At 33.6% G+C, this 21,263-nt stretch carries 16 protein-coding genes; 15 read left to right on the top strand and 1 reads right to left on the bottom strand.

All coding sequences use genetic code 11. The features are described 5' to 3' along the window. The first annotated feature begins 483 nt into the window (after nt 1-483). The 10 genes from T513_RS0104280 (at nt 484) to T513_RS0104230 (ending at nt 12,787) form a co-directional block, all read left to right on the top strand. Nucleotides 484-957, top strand: a complete 474-nt coding sequence (locus tag T513_RS0104280; RefSeq protein WP_035876621.1) for a hypothetical protein — start codon at nt 484-486, stop codon at nt 955-957. Between the two features lie 42 nt (nt 958-999). Beyond that, nucleotides 1,000-2,187: a MerR family transcriptional regulator gene (locus tag T513_RS0104275; protein ID WP_031589101.1), complete on the top strand. Its 1,188-nt coding sequence runs from the start codon at nt 1,000-1,002 to the stop codon at nt 2,185-2,187. 107 nt (nt 2,188-2,294) lie between these two features. Beyond that, nucleotides 2,295-4,154: an LTA synthase family protein gene (locus T513_RS0104270; protein ID WP_051654384.1), complete on the top strand. Its 1,860-nt coding sequence runs from the start codon at nt 2,295-2,297 to the stop codon at nt 4,152-4,154. 174 nt (nt 4,155-4,328) lie between these two features. Beyond that, complete coding sequence (locus T513_RS0104265; protein WP_031589098.1) at nt 4,329-5,465, top strand: AAA family ATPase; 1,137 nt, start codon at nt 4,329-4,331, stop codon at nt 5,463-5,465. A gap of 14 nt (nt 5,466-5,479) precedes the next feature. After that, nucleotides 5,480-6,004: a hypothetical protein gene (locus T513_RS0104260; protein ID WP_201783588.1), complete on the top strand. Its 525-nt coding sequence runs from the start codon at nt 5,480-5,482 to the stop codon at nt 6,002-6,004. A gap of 507 nt (nt 6,005-6,511) precedes the next feature. Next, the gene (locus T513_RS0104250) at nt 6,512-8,020 is read left to right on the top strand and encodes a hypothetical protein (protein WP_031589095.1); all 1,509 of its coding nucleotides are present in this window, start codon (nt 6,512-6,514) and stop codon (nt 8,018-8,020) included. A gap of 82 nt (nt 8,021-8,102) precedes the next feature. Beyond that, the gene (locus T513_RS0104245) at nt 8,103-9,248 is read left to right on the top strand and encodes a site-2 protease family protein (RefSeq protein ID WP_031589094.1); all 1,146 of its coding nucleotides are present in this window, start codon (nt 8,103-8,105) and stop codon (nt 9,246-9,248) included. Nucleotides 9,249-9,332: 84 nt separating this feature from the next. Next, nucleotides 9,333-11,150 carry an LTA synthase family protein gene (locus T513_RS0104240; RefSeq protein ID WP_031589092.1) on the top strand — a complete coding sequence of 606 codons (1,818 nt, stop codon included), beginning with the start codon at nt 9,333-9,335 and terminating at the stop codon, nt 11,148-11,150. An 11-nt stretch (nt 11,151-11,161) separates the two neighbouring features. Next, complete coding sequence (locus T513_RS0104235; protein ID WP_031589091.1) at nt 11,162-11,821, top strand: LbetaH domain-containing protein; 660 nt, start codon at nt 11,162-11,164, stop codon at nt 11,819-11,821. A 9-nt stretch (nt 11,822-11,830) separates the two neighbouring features. Continuing rightward, nucleotides 11,831-12,787 (top strand): glycosyltransferase family 2 protein, encoded by a 957-nt coding sequence (locus T513_RS0104230; protein WP_029071253.1) that lies wholly within the window; start codon nt 11,831-11,833, stop codon nt 12,785-12,787. A 61-nt stretch (nt 12,788-12,848) separates the two neighbouring features. Here the strand turns inward: T513_RS0104230 and T513_RS0104225 are convergent, their stop codons facing one another. After that, on the bottom strand, nt 12,849-13,745 hold the full coding sequence (locus tag T513_RS0104225; protein WP_031589086.1) for a diacylglycerol/lipid kinase family protein: 897 nt from the start codon (nt 13,743-13,745) through the stop codon (nt 12,849-12,851). Nucleotides 13,746-13,942: 197 nt separating this feature from the next. On the opposite strand from T513_RS0104225, the gene pgsA reads away from it, so the two are divergent. The 5 genes from pgsA (at nt 13,943) to T513_RS0104200 (ending at nt 21,262) form a co-directional block, all read left to right on the top strand. Further along, nucleotides 13,943-14,536, top strand: coding sequence for a CDP-diacylglycerol--glycerol-3-phosphate 3-phosphatidyltransferase (pgsA, locus tag T513_RS0104220; protein ID WP_029071255.1), 594 nt, complete (start codon nt 13,943-13,945; stop codon nt 14,534-14,536). A gap of 40 nt (nt 14,537-14,576) precedes the next feature. Continuing rightward, complete coding sequence (locus T513_RS0104215; protein WP_029071256.1) at nt 14,577-14,984, top strand: GtrA family protein; 408 nt, start codon at nt 14,577-14,579, stop codon at nt 14,982-14,984. 173 nt (nt 14,985-15,157) lie between these two features. Next, a complete protein-coding gene (locus tag T513_RS0104210; RefSeq protein WP_031589085.1) occupies nt 15,158-17,329 on the top strand; it encodes a hypothetical protein in 2,172 nt (723 codons plus the stop codon). A 216-nt stretch (nt 17,330-17,545) separates the two neighbouring features. Further along, nucleotides 17,546-18,469: a glycosyltransferase family 2 protein gene (locus T513_RS0104205; protein WP_031589084.1), complete on the top strand. Its 924-nt coding sequence runs from the start codon at nt 17,546-17,548 to the stop codon at nt 18,467-18,469. A 24-nt stretch (nt 18,470-18,493) separates the two neighbouring features. Then, a complete protein-coding gene (locus T513_RS0104200; RefSeq protein WP_031589083.1) occupies nt 18,494-21,262 on the top strand; it encodes a YfhO family protein in 2,769 nt (922 codons plus the stop codon). The last annotated feature ends 1 nt before the right edge of the window (nt 21,263 follow it).

Below are 21,263 nucleotides of genomic sequence, written 5' to 3'. Positions count from 1 at the left end.
TGCAATCTGCGACTGCTGAGATCAACATACTTTCCAATGTTCATCCTTTCCGTAATCTCAATGACAGTACGTGCAATATCGTCACTAGGCACATCATTCTCAAAATTAATGTTAAAATCCAGTAGCGCATAGGTCTGAAATGCGCTATAATTTTTTTGGTATAATGTTGTGGTTTTCATAATTACATTATACCAAAAAATGCGTCGGAATTATCCGGCGCATTTTATTTTTGAAAACTAATCCAGATTATCTATCCGGGTCAGCCCCTTTTTGGTTGGGAGGACGAACATGTATCCAAATATTGAGAAAGAACTATCTTTAATTAAATCTAAATCAAATATCTTTGTGTACTTATTTACATTGTTGGGATTATATATCATGGTATAGAGTGTTATCTATATTGTAGGAGATAACGCATATAGAATAGGTGAACTGATTATTTCATTTTTATTGGGGCTAACCATCTTTATTATTGGTGTTCTTATGGTTAGGGGATACCGCAATAGTAAAAGATTAAATCCTTATACATGGAATGTGTTGAGTGAAGAAGAAAGAAGAGCAGTCGATCAGGAGCTAACACACGGTGAACGTATAGAAAGCTGTGTACTTCTAGATGAATATATTGTCTTTCCAAGTAGTGAAGGATTAACTATTCTACGCTATAAGGATATTGCCTGGGTCTTTGATTATAGAAAATATCGACGTAGAAGCTTAGGCTTTATGCGTACAATTTACTTTGTGGATGAAGTGATGATCTTTGATGGAGGAGGTTATGAACATACTGCTCTTTCATTAGAAAACGGTGATGTCAAACATATGATGATTCGCCTTCTTGATCGTATGTCCTATTTAAATCTTTATCCACTTATTGGCTATGACGATAAGCTTTATAGTGAGGTAAAGAAAAATGTCAATGTGTTAAGAGATGCCTATTGGAACAATCAGAAAAACCGATAAAGAAAGATGAAATTCATGATGTAATGTATTAGAATAAGGAATATGGAAAAGAAATATTATACAACCGGACAGTTTGCCAAGATGGCCAATGTTTCAAACCGTACAATTCGCTATTATGATAAGCAAGGTTTATTGAAGCCACATCATATCAGTGAGAAAGGATATCGTTATTATTCCGATGATGATTTCGTCAAGCTCCAGCAGATTCTTTCTTTAAAGAATCTTGGCTTTTCTCTTGAAGAAATCTTCTCAATGACACTGCGTAATGATGTCTCTTCATTAAAAGAATCATTTTCTCTTCAGAAGAAAATGATTCATAAGAAGATCCAGCATTATGAAGCGATTCTTTCTTCGATAGAAGAAGTAGATGAGTATCTTAATGAACATGATCATTTAGAATGGAATAAGCTTGTTCATTTGATTTCTTTATCACAGGCAGGAGACGATATTGTGGAACAATATCGTAATGCCTCTAATGTGGAAATAAGAATTCGTCTACATGAAAAGTATTCTACAAGTAAAGTCTCATGGTTTACTTGGCTCTTTGATCAGTATGATATAATGCATCATAAAAATATTCTAGAATTAGGATGTGGCAATGGACAATTGTGGATTGAAAACAAGGATAAGATTCCTTTGACTTCTAATATCCTTTTAACTGATGTTTCAAAGGGAATGCTAGAAGATGCAAGAAGCAACCTTTTTACTATTGGCAATATTGATTATAAGAAGATGAACTGTGAACATCTTCTACTAGAAGATGAAAGCGTGGATCTGATTATTGCGAACCATATGCTTTTCTATGTTGAAGATGTAAATCAGGCATTAAAGGAAATCAAGAGAGTATTAAGCAAAGGTGGCCTTTTTGTCTGTTCAACGTATGGTTCACATCATATGAAGGAGATTACGGATTTAGTAAAGTCTTTTAATCAGAAGATCAACTTATCTAAGAATAAACTATATGAAAAGTTTGGATTAGAAAATGGGAAAGAGATTCTTTCACAATACTTTGATGATGTAGAAATGCATAGACATGAAGATTCACTAGAAGTCACTGACAGTGATGATCTCACTAACTATATTCTTTCCTGTCATGGTAATCAGCTGGAATATATTTCTAAAGATTATGAATCATTCTTAAGAATGATTCATAATAAGATGAAACAGACAGGTAAAATGCATATTACAAAAGAAGCAGGATGCTTCATTTGTAGGAAGTCATTTGACTAAAAAGGGTTGATTTGGTATTATCTATATGTTTTTGAGTACTATAAAGGCGTTACATGGGAAGGTATATCGTTCTTTATGATCAAGTTAGAAGGAAGGAATAGCGGGACATGGATAATTTAGAAAAAACGTCAGAACAAAAAGAAGTAAAACAGGGGCATCCTAAATTAAGAGTGTTAGGATATGTTCTTCTTGTATTTTTTGCATTCCTAAGTGTTCTTATTGGGTTAAGTGTTAGATGGTGTTTTAGTACTTGGCAGAGATTAACAATGGAAGAACTTGTCTACACTTTAACAGCACCAATTACAGGTACAGGACAAGGAATGATTGGTGAGTACTTATTAAAATGTTTAGCACCTGCAATTGTGGCAGGGTTATTGACAATTGTGTTCTTATATATTGCTAAACGTATTAAGAAAATCAAGCCAGCCATTATCATTATTGTGGTAGCTTGCTTATTTGTAGGTGGCTACAAGGGAGTCTATAATTTCTGGACGACATTAAATGTCGGAGATTATCTTTATAACATGACTCATCCATCTACATTTATTAAAGATAATTATGTAGATCCAAGTAAAGTGGACTTACAGTTCCCACAGAAGAAAAGAAATCTTATTTATGTTTACCTTGAATCAATGGAACAGACATATACTGATCCATCAGTAGGAGGAACACATAAACAGAATCTTATTCCTGAATTAACTAAGATTGCTCAACAGAATGAATCTTTCTCTAATTCTAAAACAAAGATCAATGGTTCACATTCTGTTTCAGGTACAACTTTCACAATGGGTGGAATCTTTGCGGCAACTTCTGGCTTGCCTTTAAAGACTAATATCAAGAATAATGAAATGAGTGATCAGACATCATTCTTTGATGGAGTTACTACATTAGGTGATATTCTTAAAGATCAAGGATATAACCAAGCATTCATGATTGGTTCAGATGCATCATTTGGTGGAAGAGACAAATACTTTAATTCACATGGTAACTATCAGATTGATGACTACAACTGGGCTAAGAGAGAAAAGCTTATCGATCAGGATTATAAGGTATTCTGGGGTTATGAAGATGAAAAGCTATTCTCTTTTGCAAAAAGACAGTTATCTTCATTAAGTAAAGATGATAAGCCATTCAACTTTACAATGCTTACAGTAGATACACATTTCATTGATGGATATAAATGTCATTTATGTGAAGATAAGTTCCCATCACAGTATGAGAATGTTATGGCATGTTCAAGTAGACAGGTTTCAGCCTTTATTAAATGGTGTCAGTCTCAAAGCTGGTATAAAGATACTACTATCGTATTATCAGGAGATCATCCTACAATGAACGGTGGTATCAATGGTAATACAGAATGGAAAGATCGTAAGGTCTATACAGCCTATATTAATGCGGATGCTAAAAGAGAAACAACAAACAATCGTAATTATGCTACTTTAGATAACTTCCCAACGACATTAGCTGCTATGGGAGTTAAGATTCCTGGCAATAAGTTAGGACTTGGAGTTAACCTTTTCTCTAAAGAGAAAACGTTACTTGAAAAGTATTCATTAAATCATGTCGATGAAGAAATTAAGAAGAAATCTGCATTTATGGATAAACTTCAGGATGTAAGAGCCAAGAGTGCGCGTCAGCTATTAAAAGAAGGACAGATACCACTTGTCACAATTAAAGCTGATCCGTATAAGCGTAATAGTGAAACAATTAATACATACGTTACTAAGATCAAGAATCCTAAGAATCTTCATATTACTGAAGTTCTAGTCAATGCCAGCTACCGTCAAGATGGAGCTTATGGTATGAATAACGTAATGGAGAAACAAAGTGATGGTACTTATAAGTCTACAGTTAATGTTTCTTCAATCTTAAATAAGTTCACAAACAAAGTTTATGTCACTGTGTATGTAACAACACAGGAAAATGGTAAATATAAATCTGCACAGATTGAAGTACCAATCAAATAGTTAAAACGTCTGAGCTAATGCTCAGGCGTTTTTCTTTATAAACATAAATTACGTTTATTTATTTTATTAAATCTTAAGTTTATGGTTTAATGATATATTTAAACGTACATTACGTTTAAATATATTGAAAAAGATTACTATTAGTGTTATTGTATTATTGAAGAGGTGGATAAAATGAAGATTATTAGGGTTAGTGTAGAGGGCATAAATCTATTTAAAAATAAAGTGGATATAGATTTTTACGCAGAAAAAAGAGTATTAAGTGATAATGCAGAGATGGTTTCAAATTTATTTGGTAAATTCTATACAAATAATGTGTTATCAGTTGTGGGAATTAATGCATCTGGTAAGACAAGTTTATTAAAGCTTCTTTCTTTTGTTTTTCATTATTTAAATGGCAAGTCAATTAATGATATTGAAGAAAGAGAAGTTTTTACAGATTCAAAAGAAGTAGTAATTGAAGCAGTTTTTTATAGTAAAGAAAAAGGTATTTGTAAACTTTCTTCAAAAATTGTGAGAAAAAGAGTCAATATGATTGAAGAGAAGTATGAGGTGGAAGAAGAGAAGCTTTATATTAAGAATATAAATAAAGTTAAAAGTAAGAAAGATCTAATTACTTTTAATGAAGGTGATTTAATAAAAATAAGAGATGAAGATAATGAATATCTTCAAGACGATGTAAGTATTGTAAGTTCAATTAGTAAGAATGATAATTTACATGTTAGATCTTTATTAAGACTTACTAATATTAATTTCTTAGTTACTTTTGGTGATTTCCCACAGGAATTACTAAAGTTTTTAGATCCATCAATTGAATATCTATCTTTTAATAAAGAAACAGAAGAGTTGGAACTTAAATTCTATAATCGTAAACCAATTAAATTGGTTAATCCATTACTGTTAGAGAAATACTTATCTTCAGGAACGATTAAGGGTATTAATGTGTTTATTAGTGCGATGATTGCTTTTGAAGAAGGTGGATACTTGATTATTGATGAAATAGAAAATCATTTTAATACAGAGATTGTAGCTGTCTTATTAAGATTCTTTATGAATCAATCTGTTAATAAAAAAGGAGCTACATTAGTATTCTCTACACATTACTCAGAATTATTAGATGAGATTGATAGAAATGATAATATCTATATAGCTCGTAATCATGGTGGAATTACCCTACAGAAGTTATGTGAAGCTTTAAAACGTAATGATATTAAGAAAAGTGATGCTTTTAAAAGTGATTTTCTTAATGGTACTGCTCCTTCATATGATTCTTATATGGGTTTAATGAAAGTAATTAAAAATCATATGTAAGAGGGTGGTTTATTGTGGATTCTGATTTTTATGCATGTATTTGTGAGGGTGCAGCAGAAGAAGAGATTATGAATATTCTTTTAGATGCAAATAAATTAAAGTTTTCGAGAGAACAATTACTTGAAGAAAAAATAATAAGATGTAGAATGGCGCGTAACTTTCAAAAACGTTATCTTGGAAAAGGCTTTAAGAAGAGTCTCACTATTTTACGTATTTTAGATTCTCCTAATGAGAAATTTAAATTAGATAAGGCTTATAAAGATAAAGTGAATGTTATAGATGTTATTACTTCACCAGAAATAGAGATGTTAATAATAATAAATGAAGATAAATATACAGATTTTCAGAAGTATAAAAGTAAATTAAAGCCAAGTGAATACTGCATAGAAAAATTGGGATTACAATATGTAAAAAATAAAGAGTTTATTAGAGAGTATTTTAGTGATGTTGAATTACTTGTAAAAGCGATTAAAAAACATAAAAGTCTGCATAAACAAATTAAAGATAAAAAATGTTTAGCAGATCTTCTTAATGAATAAATAACAATGTAATATTTAAAACGTCTGAGCTATGTGTACCGACCTCCCAATCGTTAGATTTTGGCTCAATTTCAAGAGAATACTACAAAGGAATTGATGCCTATATTTAAAGCACAGAATAAAGATTTCACACTTACTTTATATAATTCGAATTATTTTAAAATGAATAAGAAAGAAATAGAAAAGAAGTTTGGTGAAAACTCCGAAAAGTTCGGTGATAGAGTACTGAACGATACGCAAATTGAAATATTAAGATTAATAAAAGGTGATGAAAATTATCTGCAGCTACTATCGCAAGAGAATGAATATAACTAAGCGGCGGTTGAAAAGAGTATTAAAGATCTTAAAGTTAAGGGAATTCTTATTAAGTTTGGATCAGCACGAGGGGAATCGCGGAAAGTAAAGGAATAATTATATATAAAGGATGGATCAATTTTCATCCTTTTTTACTAATAGTATAATAAATGTGTTTATTGTATACTAATTGGTGATGGGAAGGAGCCGTTTATGAAAAAGCAATTGGAAAAACTAAGAGAAGTTCTTAGTCATTGTTCATATAAAATGATAATGGGACTATTTATAGTCTTTACGTTTTCAATGTCATTTATGACACTTGTATTCAAGACAACAGTAAAAGGAAGAAACGAGCATGCGATTTTATCGCTTCAACCTTTCTATATCCTAGTAGGAGTTGTTTTTGTATTCTTAGTGTTATATGCACTAAGAAATGTATTAGAGAAGATTTCTATTAAGCATATGAGTATTATCTTATCATTAATCTATCTGATATTAGGTTCAATACTCATTTTCACTATTGATGCACCAGTAAGAGCTGATGCTGGAGCTGTTTTTAAGGCAATGAAGGAGTTTAGCGTAGGGAATTATAGTGCGCTTCAACACGGAAAGTATTTGAGCTATTATCCACATCAGCTCGGACTTGTTCTTTATGAAAGTCTGTTAGGAATCATCAGTAAGAATCCCACTTTCTTTTATTACATCAATCTTATTCAAGTTATTCTTACTAATATCTTCTTAGCTAAAAGCGTGGAACTCTATACGGAAAAGAACAGCCTTCAGGCAAAATATACTTTATTATTAGGATTCATGTTCCTGCCACAGCTGTTCTTTATCCGTTTCCTATATGGAGAAATACCTGGTCAGTTCTTCTTGGTATTAGCTTTATATTTAATTAGTCTCTATATAAAAAAGACTAAGTGGGCTTATGCCCTAGCCGGTGCTCTCGCACTCTCGGTGGGCATTCTTCTTAGAAGCAATTACTTAATTGCCCTTATTGCCTGCGTACTTTCTTTATTGATTTTGTCTCTTCGAGAAAAAAACTTCCGTCATCTTATCGCTATCGCGATGATTGTCATTGCTTACGTGATAGGAGGAAAAGGAGTCAATGCTTATTATAGACATGTCTCAGGTATCAATTATGGCAAGGGTATTCCAAAAATTATGTGGATCACGATGGGTATGCAGAATGGAAAAAGAGCAGAAGGCTGGTATAATTCTTACTCTTTAAAAACATATCTTTCATTAAATCAAGATGAAGAAAAATCAAAAGAAGCTGCTAAAAAAGATATGAAAATAAGATTAGAAAAATTCAAGAACGATCCAGCTTATGCACTGAATTTCTATGGAAATAAAATCGCAACGACATGGACAGATCCAACATTTATGTCATTATGGAGTGGTGCACACGGTGGTATGAAAAATACTTATCACAGCAGTTTTATTAAATTACTCTATCAAGATAAAGTGACAAGAAACTATCGTATTCTAGAATTTATTATGTCAAGCTTTAACATCTTTATCGCTTTGATGGCATTTATTTATTCTATTATCATGATTAAAAAGAAAGACATCTCATTTATGGCACTATTTGCGATGCTATTTATGATTGGTGGTTTCTTCTTCCACATCTTGTGGGAAACAAAAGCACAGTATGTTGCAACATATTATTACTTCTTTATTCTATTTGCATATCCACTTACATTATCAAAAAGTAAATAATTTGAAATTCACAACAGTATATTATATAATCAAAAAGGAATGTTTCATTTGAAATATTCCTTTTTAATTATAGGAGAAAAAGATGCAAAAAAGAAAAATGATCAGCTATGCTGGAAAAATATTGGATTTTGTCTTAATGTTAGCGGTAGGATGGTTTAGTGGAATAATAATTGGAAAAAATATGACAAGCATATCATCATCTTTACCATTTGAGAGATTAATTATTGAACTGATCTTCTTGGCCGTATTTGGCATAATTGGATTTATTTTACATATTATCATTCATGAAGCAGGACATATGGTCTTTGGTTTATTGACAGGATATTCATTTGTCTCATTTCGTATCTTCAGTTTCATGTGGGTCAATGATAATGGACACATTCGTTTTACAAGATATAAAGTGAACTTTGCGCCAGGTCAGTGCATCATGCTGCCACCGTCATTAGATGAAAATAATCAGATACCATATCTTCTTTATAATCTCGGAGGCGTTATTTTCAACATTCTCGCAAGTATCATTTCATTATTGATTCTTTTAGTTGTTGGACTTAACTCATTATTTGGACTTATATGTTTTATCTTTTTGATTATGGGTATACTTCTTGCCTTTTCTAATGGCTGGCCTATGATCACTAATTCCATTAATAACGATGGCATGAATGCCTTTGATATTATGCATTATCCAGAAGCAGCACGTGCCTTTTGGATAACGCTTCATATTAGTAATCGCCAGCAACAAGGTGAAAGACTAAAAGAGATGCCATCTTCTTGGTTCACTCTTCCTTCAGAAGAATCAATGAAAAATGGATTGGTGTCTTCTATCGCTGTCTATAAATGTAATAGATTTGTAGATGAACGTCGCTTTGAAGAAGCAGCGCAATTGATAGATCATCTTCTTTCCATTGATACAGGCATTGTTTCAATTCATCGCAGTATTCTTATTGCAGAAAGAACATATATAGAACTTATTACAAGCAATAAAGAAGATCTGATCGAGAATCAGTTCATTAATGAAGTTTTTAAGATTATGAAATATCTTAAAAATGAACCATCTATTATCCGTGTTCTATATGCCTATAATGTACTAAGAAGAAAGAATAAAAATAAAGCAGAACAATTAAAAAAGAAATTTGAAAAGGTTGTTTCCTCTTATCCATATCCACAAGAAGCAGCAGCTGAAAGAGAGCTTATGCAGCTTGTAGATGAGATTGCTTCACAGAAATCTTAAAGGGCATAGTCCATACTTGATGGACTATACCCTTTTTTTTATGTCCTCATTTTGGTAGAATGGAAATAATTTAGGAGGTAACGTATGGAAGAAACAAAGAAAAAGCAACATTCCCTATTAAAGATTATAGGGTATATAGCAGTTGTTTTAATTACGTTTATCAGTTTATTAATATTCTTTAGTGTAAGATGGTGCTTAAAAACATGGCAACATCTTTCAGTAGATGAACTCATCTATACAATGACAGCTCCTATTAAAGGAACTGGAAATGGCATGATTAATGAATATATGCTTAAAGCATTATTGCCATCCATCATATTGACGCTATTAACAATTGTGTTCTTATATATTGCTAAACGCATCAGGAAAGTAAAGCCTGCCATCTGTTTAGTATTAGCTGCCTGTGTCGCAGTAGGAGGATACAAGGGTGTCTACAAGTTTTATAAGACACTAGGAATAGGTGATTATATTTATAATCAGCTTCATCCATCTTCATTTATTGAAGATAACTACGCTGACCCACATAAAACAGAAGTCAGCTTTACTAAGAAAAGAAACTTGATCTACATCTTCTTGGAATCAATGGAAATGACATATACTGATGAAAAAAGCGGTGGTGCTTTTAAGCAGAATATCATTCCTGAATTGACAAAGGTGGCACAGGAAAATGAAGACTTCTCAGGTAATGAAAGTAAGTTAAATGGTGGTGTATCATTGACAGGTGCTACTTGGACGATGGGAGCGATGTTTGGACAGTCTTCAGGCTTACCATTAAGACCAACAGCTGGTACTTCTTCATTGGATACACAAAATACATTCTTCCCAAGTATCAGAAGCTTGGGGGATATTCTTAAAGATGAAGGATACAATCAATCACTATTGATTGGGTCAGATGCGACATTTGGTGGAAGAAGACTTTATTATAAAGATCATGGCAACTACAACATTGAAGATTATTCTTATGCCAAACAGCAGGGCTGGATTCCACAGGACTATAATGTGTTCTGGGGATATGAAGATCACAAGCTGTTCAATTTTGCAAGAAGCGAAATTACCAAGATGAGCAAGAAGAGTCAGCCTTTCAATATGACGATGTTAACAGTAGATACTCATTTTGAAGATGGCTATAAATGCAAATACTGTGATAATCAGTTTGGTGATCAGTATGCGGATGCGATGCATTGTTCATCAAGACATGTCGCTGCATTTGTAAAATGGGCACAAAAACAATCATGGTATAAAGATACAACTATCGTTATTTCAGGTGATCATCCAACGATGGCTAGTCATTTCTGTGATGATGTCCCTTCTTCATATCAAAGAAAAGTCTATTCAGTCTATATTAATGCGGCAGTTAAGCCAAAGCAGAATAGCTATCGTCTATATTCTACCTTTGATCATTTCCCAACGACATTAGCGGCGATGGGAGCTACAATCAAAGGGGATAGATTAGCTTTAGGTACAAATCTTTTCTCAGATAAGAAGACATTGCTTGAAAAATACGGTATCAACTATGTACAAAAAGAACTTAAGCGAAGATCGCCGCTGCTTCAGAAACTTGAAAAAGTAGAAGTCACGGCACAGACACAAAAGCGAAATGCTAATGTGCCGTATGCTTCTTTCTCAGTTACTAATGATGATAAGAAGCTTTATGCTTATGTGTCTACAATAGAAAATATCGCATTAAATGATATTGATCATCTGGAAATGGAAATTTCCAGTGATGAAAAGGGATCAAATAAGTCATCAATCAAGATGACACATAAAGAAAAAAGAAGATATGATGCATCCATTGATTATACAAGTCTAAAAGGTAAGACAAAAACTGTTTATGTAAAAGTTTACGTTGTATCTAAGGACAATAAGAAGTATGATAGTGGTACGCAGAAAATCAATATTTAAGGAGAAGAATTATGTATACAATTAATGATCTTTATGATTTAGAACACACTTTAGCGAAAGATTATTTATCTCAGTTTACTTATCCATGGGAAGCGTTAGCTGGGATCAAGGATTTTATTTATAAATTAGGTGAAACATTAGATAAGGAAGAATACACAGAAGTAAAACCACATGTATGGGTACATAAGAGTGCTACAGTGTTTGATTCAGCTTATCTTGGAGAACCATGTATTATTGGTCCTCGCAGTGAAGTAAGACAGTGTGCCTTTGTACGTGGTTCAGCGCTTGTAGGTGCTGATTGTGTAGTAGGGAACTCTACTGAATTAAAGAATGTCATTTTATTTGATCATGTACAGACACCTCATTACAACTATGTAGGAGATTCTATCTTAGGATATTATTCTCATACAGGTGCTGGTGCCATCACTTCTAATGTGAAATCTGATAAGAAACTGATCGTTGTTAAAAATGGTGAAGAAGCTATTGAAACAGGATTAAAGAAGATGGGGGCAATGCTTGGTGACTATGTAGAAGTTGGCTGCAATTCAGTATTGAATCCAGGAACAGTTATCGGAAGACATTCTAATATCTATCCTACTTCATGTGTAAGAGGCGTTGTACCTGAAAATTCTATTCATAAAAATGATGGAACAGTGATCAAAAAAAGATAGGAGATCATTATGGAAACAAGATTATGTATGGTTATTCCTTGTTATAATGAAGAAGAAGTTCTTCCTACAACATCAAAGATGTTTTTGGATGAACTTCATCTCCTTGTAAAAAAAGGAAAAATCAGTGATGAGAGTCGTATCATGTTTGTCAATGATGGAAGCAAGGATACCACTTGGGAAATTATTAAATCTCTTTCAAAAGAAGATGAACATTTTATTGGCATTACACAAAGTAGAAACAGAGGACATCAGAATGCGGTGTTAGCAGGTTTAATGGAAGCCAAGGATATGTTCGATATTACGATTTCAATTGATTGTGATGGACAAGATGATATTACAGCCATGGAAGGCATGGTAGATGCCTACCATGATGGCTGTGAAGTTGTTTATGGTGTAAGAAGTTCAAGAGATACTGATACATTCTTTAAAAGAACAACAGCTCAGGGCTTCTATAAGTTCTTGAATATGATGGGGGCAGAAGTTGTCTATAATCATGCGGATTATCGCTTGATCTCTGCTCGTGTTCTAGAAGAATTTGCGAACTTCAAGGAAGTTAATCTTTTCTTAAGAGGAATGATTCCTCTTGTAGGATTCAAAAGTACATCTGTCTACTATGAAAGACATGAACGTATTGCCGGTGAATCACATTACCCATTGTCTAAGATGCTTTCTTTGGCGTTTGATGGCATCACAAGCTTGAGTGTTAAGCCAATCCGCATTATTACATGGTTTGGTCTTCTCGTCTCTCTATTGAGCTTTATTGGCGTCATTTGGGCAGTGATTTCTAATCTTACTGGTCATACTGTTACAGGATGGAGCAGTACACTTGCTATTATGTGTTTCTTAGGTGGTGTACAGCTTGTGTCATTAGGTGTTATTGGTGAATACATTGGTAAGATCTATATGGAAGTAAAACATCGTCCACGTTATATTATTAGTGAAAGAACTTGGAATAAAGAAAAGTGATGTGAATAGCATCACTTTTATTATAGAGCCAAAATAAGGCGTAGCTCATTTGAGCTACGCCTTATTCATTTCTTGTAAGTAAGTTGACAGCTTTAGGTAAACAGTTGATTTCAAGAGGGAAGGTACTTCCTTCTTCACCATCTACATCATAGAGAATATTCTTGTCGCATTCGATACGAAGATGTTTTGCCTGCACATATTTGATATTTGGATTATTGAGATGTGCATTGAATGCTAAATCTTTCATTAAAGCGATAAGTTCTGCAACATTTGATTTCTTGATAATAAGCAAGTCAAGCTTGCCATCCTGTACACTTGCTTTAGGAGTAATACCCTTAAAGCCACCAACTGACTGAGAGTTGGCTACTAAGAATAATGAAGCTTCTTCTTCAAACTCATGTCCATCAGCAGTGACCTTCAATTTAAGATTTAAAGAAAGCTGCTGAGGCAACTGAGATAAGCCTGTAATATAGTAAGCTAATGGACCCCATGTGTTCTTATCCTTGCTTGTAACCTGGAAAGCAATATCACTGAACATGCCTCCGGCAACTACGTTGGCGAAGACTTGTCCCTGGACTTCTCCAACATCAATCTTTTCTGTATGGAAATGATTGATCATTTCTACGAAATCATTAACTTTAACAGGAAGGTTAAGATAGTTCGCGAAATCATTGACAGTACCTGCTGGAATCAAGGCAATAGGAATATCACTGCCAGATTTGATCAGTCCACCTAGACATTCATTGACAGTTCCATCTCCACCTACTGATACAATGAAATCATAGTCGCCTTTTTTAAGTGACTTGCATTTCTTATACGCATCATCTTTGCCTTTAGTAAAGAATGTATCAATAGTATTGACATCTGTTTTCATTATTAAAGTTCCTACAAAAGAATTAAGCTTTCTATGGAAAGCTTGTGTTCCTGAAACAGGGTTAATGACAAATAAACACTTCATTTCACGACCTCCAATTACATAGTTTAAGTTTACTAGATTTTTTTTGAAATACAAGTCTATACAAAACAAAAAAACATATTATGAAAAAGCTTACACAAATATGATGTTCTCAAGATTTTTTGATTGATGAAAAGAAAAAATTTTGTTATAGTACATATAGCTCTAGTAACAAATTGAAAATAGAAAGAAGGATTTACGTGAATCTACCTAATAGGTTAACAGTGGTACGTTTAATCATGGTGCCATTTTTTATTGTTGTGTACTTATTCCCTTATAAAATGTGTGGTATCCAGGTACCTGTCTTTGATATCCTATGGACACATATTTCATTGGTAGACCTGATTGCATTTGGTGTTTTTGCAATCGCATCTATTACAGATTTCCTTGATGGAAAGATTGCAAGAGCCAATAATCTTGTTACAACTTTCGGTAAGTTTGTCGATCCAGTTGCAGATAAGATGCTTGTCAATTCAGCATTGATCTTATTAACAGTTGATCAAAAGATGCCTGCAGCACTTTTGATTATCATGATTCTAAGAGATACAATCGTAGATGCAGTAAGATTCTTAGCAGCATCTAATAATGTCGTTATTGCGGCTAGTATCTGGGGTAAGTCAAAAACAATGACACAGATGATTGCTATCTGTTTAATGTTATTGAACAATCCAATCTTTTCCGTATGCCACATTCCGGTAGACTTGATTCTAATGTACTTGGCAACAGCCTTCTCAGTCTTCTCTGGAATTGATTATCTTCGCGGTAGTAAAGATTTTATTATGGAAAGTATGTAAACAGTTCTTATGAACTGTTTTTCATTAATAGGAGAAAAGTATGAATAAATTTTTTGATAAGACATTCTTAAAATTCATTATTGTCGGTGTAGCCAATACACTCTTTGGTACAGCAGTTATGTTTATTGCTTATAACTTGTTACACTTCTCATATTGGGTGTCTTCAGCTTCTAACTATGTATTTGGTAGTATCTTAAGTTATTTCTTGAATAAGTATTTTACTTTTGAGAATAAGTCTAAGGATGTAAAGAATGTTTTACGTTTTATTGTTAATATTACAATCTGTTATTTAGTTGCCTACGGTGTTGCTAAACCATTAGTAAGAACTGTTCTTTCATCTATGTCTACTAAGTTGCAGGATAACTTATCTATGCTTGTAGGTATGGGATTGTTTGTGATCTTGAATTATTTTGGTCAAAGATATTTTGTGTTTAAAGCTGATAAATAATTTCTTGTTTATTAGAAAGTTTTATGAATGAAACTATGGTCATTTTATAATTTGTGAAGCATCTGTATGATGACTAGTGATGGTTATGAAGAGGAATCTATATGATGGATTTCTCTTTTTTATGGTTTATTTTAGTCTTTCACGTTATAATGGCTACTAGTGAGGTGAGAGAGATGAATAAGAAACTTACGTCTATTTATATATCAGCGACAGTTCTTTCAGGGGTGATTAGTGTTCCTTCTGCTTCTACAGTAGTGAAACGCTATCCACGTCTTGATTTTAGTAACTTGATTAATAATATGGGAGAGATTCGTTTTTCTAATGAGAAGTCATATTCTATTAAGAAGACGATGATGGATAATGAGCAGGATAATGATTTAAATAATAATGAAGAGACTTCAGATGAAGATACAACTCAGAATGATACTTCTAATAATGATACTGCAGAGGAGGATTCTTCTAAGAAGACTGTTCAGGGTGAAGTTTCTAATGAAGATGTTAAACAGGAAGATTCTACTAATAAGAATACAAAACAAGATGTATCTTCTGAAAATAGTGTGAATCAAGAAGATACAGTTAAGAGAAAGGGACTTTTGAAAAGTGATGTAGAATCTCCTTCTGAAGATGATCCTACAACTACTGTTAATAGTGTATCTGATGAAGAAGTCCATATCGCAAATCAAAAAGAAGAGGATGCCAAGAAAAAATATAAGGACCTTGAACGTTTTGATCAGGATGATAAAGATATAACTGTTCCAAGAGTAAACAAAGAAGTTAAAACTAATGAAATTGTGGATGTACCACAAGGGTTAGCTATGGATGATAACTATGTCTATATTTCTTCATATGATGGAATAAAGGCTTATCTTAGTGACTTAGGGAAGAGTAATGAACAGATTCAGGTACATAATTCTGTAATCTATGTGTTAAGGCTTAATGATGAGTTAAGAAAGTATAAGACTATTGTTCTTCCTGATACTAATCATGTAGGTGGATTGACTTGCTTGAATGGTCAGTTGTGGATATCACTAGATACTGGTAATTCTAGTGGGCAGAAGCTTGTGTATCTTAATACGAAGACTATTCATGATCAGCTTAATTGGGATAATGATGATGAATATGTAGTGGATCATTATGATGGAGAGAACAAGATTAATGGTGTTACGTCTGCTTCTTTTGTGACTAGTTTTAATGATGATTTGTATGTTGGTACATTCAATAGTTCATCAAATAGTGTTATTAAGGGATTTCATCCTGGTAGTGAGAATGCTTTTGTAAGTTATTCAGTCATAAAGAAGGCGCAGGGAGCGGCCTTCTTGACTGTCGATGGTATAACTTATCTGATGGTGTCTTCTTCTTATGGAAGGGTGAATTCGTCTGGTTTATATGCTTATTCTGTAACTAATGTGGGGCAGAGTGATTCTAAGATCAGTGCTGTTTCTTCAATCGTATTGCCTGGCATGTCAGAAGGTATTGTGGAAAAGGATGGCACATTATATGTCTTGTTTGAATCAGGTTCACATCGCTACAATGCTAATCCTATGAATAGTGCAGTAGCACCTATGGGAAAGGTGATTGCTGGTAAATCATCCAATATGGTGAATATGAAGCGAACTTTAAGTGATAGTGATATTGATGTTAGTGTGAATGCTACATCATTTAGTTACAATGGAAAGATTCGCTATCCAAGTGTTACCAGTGTTAAGTATAAGAACATGTACCTCCCTTACAGCATCAAATACACAGCGTCAAAGACGCCAGGAACATATGTGATGACAATCACGATCAATACACCGACATATAGTGGAGTGAAAAATATCCGTTATACCATCATCAAGGCGAACGCCAATACTTATGGAAGTGTAAGCTTGTCTCGTACTTCCTTCACTTATAACAAGAAAGTACAAAAACCAAGCATAAAAAGTGTTGTCATTTTTGGACATAAGATCAAAGTTAAAAAAGTAGAATACCTCTCACCAAAATCTAAGAAGGTAGGCATCTACACAATCAAGATCACCTTGCAGGACAATCCATACGCTACACGTGTGATTTATAGAACTTATAAGATTGTGCCAAAAGCCACAAAGATCAAGTCCCATAAAGCAAAGAAGGGTGCTATCACACTTAAGTGGAAGAAACAGGATGCGCGTTATGAAATACAGTATTCAACGCATAAGAATATGAAAAATGCGGTAAGCAAGAAGTTTAAGACGGCCACCTCCACAACATTAAAACATCTCTCTCGTAAGAAATACTACTATGTAAGAATACGTACATATAAGATTGTAAATGGAAAATACATTTACTCTGCTTATTCTTCAATAAGAAAAATTCGTACTAAATAAGGAATCACGCAAAGTGATTCCTTATTTTTCTTCATATTCAGTTCATAAAGGTGAATTAAGTTGTACATTTGTCAATGAAATGTCAAATGTAACAACTACACATATTTAATAAGTATTAAATTATGAAAATAGTAGATTTCATTGCCATAAACGGTATTGAAGTGTTAAACTTATGGTGTTATTATTGCAATACTTATAAAGGAGTTTTGGGAAAAAATGGATAAAATATCATTGGTTGTACCTTGTTACAACGAAGAAGAAACTATTCGTATCTTCTATAACGAAGTATTAAAATACGAATCGCAGTTAGATGCAGAATTAGAATTTTGTTTTGTAGATGATGGTAGTCATGACCATACTTTAGATATATTAAAAGCATTGCATGAAGAAGATGAACGTGTACACTATGTATCGTTCTCTAGAAACTTTGGAAAAGAAGCGGGTTTATATGCTGGGTTAGAATTAGCGACAGGTGATTATGTCGTTACTATGGATGTGGATTTACAGGATCCACCTCATCTTCTACCTGAAATGTATAATATCGTAAAAAATGAAGATTACGATTGTGTTGCTACGAAAAGATCGACACGAAAAGGTGAACCACCTATTCGTTCATTCTTTGCGAGAATGTTCTATAAGCTTATTAACAAGATGTCTTCAACAGAGATAGTTGATGGGGCCAGAGACTATCGCTTTATGAGTAGACAGATGGTTGATGCGATTATTAAAGATCAGGAATATAACAGATTCTCAAAAGGAATCTTTAGCTGGGTAGGATTCAAGACTAAATGGTTGGCTTATGAGAATGTAGAAAGAAGTGCCGGTAATACAAAATGGTCATTCTTTAGTTTATTTAAATATTCGATTGAAGGTATTCTTGCTTATTCTGTAGTACCATTGTTTATTTCATCTATTTTGGGATTGATTTTCTTTGTCATTTCTGTCATTGCCTTATTTGGTATTGTCATTAGAGCGATGCTATTTGGTGATCCAGTATCAGGATGGCCATCAATGGTAAGTATCATGTTGCTTTTAGGAAGTATGATCCTATTATGTCTTGGAATTGTGGGATTATATATTTCTAAGATTTACCTAGAAACAAAGAAGAGACAAATCTATATTGTTAAAGAAAAAGCATAATATGCTTTTTCTTGGGAGGGTTCTATGAAACTATTTACACCCGCGATAAGCGAGAAGGGAAAGAGAAAGCAGCTATTTGCGGCTTACACTTTCCTGTTTATCGTTATTGCACTTGTTGTTTATATGGCTTTCTATCTTGGAGGACGTTCATTTATTTGGAGTACTGGTGGCAATACGGATGGTATTGATCAGCATGTTAATGCTTTTACTTACTATGGACGTTATCTAAGACACCTTTTTTATACTATCTTTGTAGATCATAGTCTTAACCTTAAGACATTCGATTTAAGTATTGGCTATGGCCAAGATATCATCTCTACCATTCATTACTATGCGGTGGGTGATATCTTTGCCTTAGTTTCAGGATTGGTTCCTACAAGATATGCTGAAATCGCATTTAATGCATTGGTACCAGTTCGTCTTTATTGTGCAGGGATTGCCTTTATTGTTTACAATCTCTATCACAATCGTAGCAAGAAGGGGATCCTTCTTGGTACGATTGTTTATTGCTTTTCAGGTTTCTCCATCTATTGTATTAAGCATCCCTATTTCTTAAATACGCTTGTCTATTTCCCGTTATATTGTTTAGGAGTAGATCGTATTCTAGATCGTAAGTCTCCTTGGTTTTTCTGTATGGTTGTTGCGTTGTCATTATTAAGCAACTTCTACTTCTTCTACATGTTGGTTATCTTTACCGTCCTCTATGCGATTGTATCGATATTAGGACATGAGAACTTAACTGTAAAATATGTATTCTACAGTGTAGCGAAATGTGTGTGGTATGCCCTTATTGGTGTGGGGATTTCATGTATTATCTTCTTGCCGGTAGTCTATCTCTTCTTCTCTTCAGCGAGAGCTGCTGAGAAGTCGTTCGTGCCACTTGTCTACACTTGGAACTACTATCGTGATCTGTTCTTATCGTTTGGTTCCTCTTATCTGGCACCAGATTGGGTAAGACTGTCACTTTCCGCTATTGCGATTATTGTCATTAATGTCATTGTCGTATCAGGGAAGAAGTATATTAGAGAGAAAGTAACGCTTATACTTATGTTGCTATTCTTGCTTTTCCCATTCTTTGGATCATTCTTCAATGGATTATCTTATGTAGCTAATCGCTGGACGTTCGTCTGCGCATTGGCCATTGGTACAATGTTAGCGAAGATCTATCCAGATCTTGAGAATCTCTTGGAAGATAAGAAGAGAGCGATAGGTGTCTTTGTCTTATCTTCCTGTTATGTGCTCTTCTCATTTATGTTTGTATTCTTCACCAAGGATGCCAGCAAGCTGTGGGCAATAATCATTACTATTGTCTGTATGTGTTCATTATTGATAGTACTTTATGTAAAATCAATAAAGAAGAATATGTTCCCATTGATGACACTTATTGTCGCTGCCAATGTGGCACTTAATGGAGCCTTCTTCTACAATAAGAATTTTGGTGGATATTCCAAAGAATATCTTAAATATGGACATGTGGAAAAGGATCTAATCCTTAATGAAAACTTCAAGTTATTGCCACATAATCAAAACTACCGTTTTGATTATGTAAACTTCACAAAGAAATATAATCGTACAATGAATACCAATCAGTCATCAATCATGACTTATCTTTCATTGTTGCCAGGAGATTCTTATCTTTTCCTAGAATCATTGGGATACACCAACAATGTAACTCACCGTATTAACTTCTTAGAAGGACGTAGTGCTGTGGCTAATCTGTTTGGTGTAAAGTATCTTATCGGAAAAAAGAATTCCGTGACGATACCACCATATGGCTATGAACGCTCGGATAAGCTTTCATCATTTCGATATGATGTCTACGTCAACAAGTATGCATTGCCACTTGGGTTTACTTATTCATCAGTCATCAAGAAATCAGACTATGAAAAGATCAATGTGTTAACAAGATCGCAGGCCTTATTGCAGTCTGCTTTAGTAGATGACAAGGATGCTAAAATCAAGAGTGAACATATCGATCTTCCTGAACAGGAACTTCCTGTGAAGATAGAGAACTTAACACCTGACACGTTGACATACTATGATGGGACATATATTTCTACTGGGAAATCAAAAATCAAATTGATTTTTGATGCACCAGAAGATAATGACATCTACTTTACTGTAGAAGATTTCTCAATGAAATCTTTTACTAAAGAAGATGAAGGATTACCTAAAGTATTAGGAATTGAAGATAAGAAGATTTCTTATCGTGAGAAGAGAATCAAGTCTTCTACTCTTCGTTTACACGGCAGCAATAAAGCAAAGAGATATATAAGCTATAGAACAAAGTACAATAGTCGATATATCAAGAGAAAGTTCTATACAGTGGGGATGTCTTCTTTTAAGACAGGTAAACAGTCCATTACACTGACTTTAGATAAGAAGGGCATCTATAAGCTTGATCAGATGAAAGTCTACAATGTACCTCATGTCCATACAAAAGAAAGATTGGAAGCATTGGGTAAGGAGACTTTACAGAATATTTCCATCGATAACAATATCATTAAGGGTGATATTACTGTAAGTGATAAGAAACTATTGAATATGACAGTCCCTTATTCATCAGGATGGACAATCTATGTAGATGGCAAGAAAGTCCCATCCTATAAGACAAATGGTATGTTTATTGGGACTTATCTTGAAAAAGGACATCATAACATTGAACTAAGATATACCACACCAGGTTTTAAGCTTGGTTGTATTATATCTATTCTTTCTATTATTCTATTGATTATCTCTTTACAGATAAGAAGAAGATATAGACATTTGATCACAGCACAACTATTTAAATAAG

Origin of the sequence: Kandleria vitulina DSM 20405 (genome assembly GCF_000702065.1) — a bacterium.
Lineage (GTDB): Bacteria > Bacillota_I > Bacilli_A > Erysipelotrichales > Coprobacillaceae > Kandleria > Kandleria vitulina.
This window is presented reverse-complemented; position numbering and strand designations above follow the sequence as displayed.

Coding starts and splice junctions, on each gene's coding strand:
- T513_RS0104280 (WP_035876621.1), top strand. CDS start 484: ATGGTTAGGGGATACCGCAATAGTAAAAGATTAAATCCTTATACATGG.
- T513_RS0104275 (WP_031589101.1), top strand. CDS start 1,000: ATGGAAAAGAAATATTATACAACCGGACAGTTTGCCAAGATGGCCAAT.
- T513_RS0104270 (WP_051654384.1), top strand. CDS start 2,295: ATGGATAATTTAGAAAAAACGTCAGAACAAAAAGAAGTAAAACAGGGG.
- T513_RS0104265 (WP_031589098.1), top strand. CDS start 4,329: ATGAAGATTATTAGGGTTAGTGTAGAGGGCATAAATCTATTTAAAAAT.
- T513_RS0104250 (WP_031589095.1), top strand. CDS start 6,512: ATGAAAAAGCAATTGGAAAAACTAAGAGAAGTTCTTAGTCATTGTTCA.
- T513_RS0104245 (WP_031589094.1), top strand. CDS start 8,103: ATGCAAAAAAGAAAAATGATCAGCTATGCTGGAAAAATATTGGATTTT.
- T513_RS0104240 (WP_031589092.1), top strand. CDS start 9,333: ATGGAAGAAACAAAGAAAAAGCAACATTCCCTATTAAAGATTATAGGG.
- T513_RS0104235 (WP_031589091.1), top strand. CDS start 11,162: ATGTATACAATTAATGATCTTTATGATTTAGAACACACTTTAGCGAAA.
- T513_RS0104230 (WP_029071253.1), top strand. CDS start 11,831: ATGGAAACAAGATTATGTATGGTTATTCCTTGTTATAATGAAGAAGAA.
- T513_RS0104225 (WP_031589086.1), bottom strand. CDS start 13,745: ATGAAGTGTTTATTTGTCATTAACCCTGTTTCAGGAACACAAGCTTTC.
- T513_RS0104215 (WP_029071256.1), top strand. CDS start 14,577: ATGAATAAATTTTTTGATAAGACATTCTTAAAATTCATTATTGTCGGT.
- T513_RS0104210 (WP_031589085.1), top strand. CDS start 15,158: ATGAATAAGAAACTTACGTCTATTTATATATCAGCGACAGTTCTTTCA.
- T513_RS0104205 (WP_031589084.1), top strand. CDS start 17,546: ATGGATAAAATATCATTGGTTGTACCTTGTTACAACGAAGAAGAAACT.
- T513_RS0104200 (WP_031589083.1), top strand. CDS start 18,494: ATGAAACTATTTACACCCGCGATAAGCGAGAAGGGAAAGAGAAAGCAG.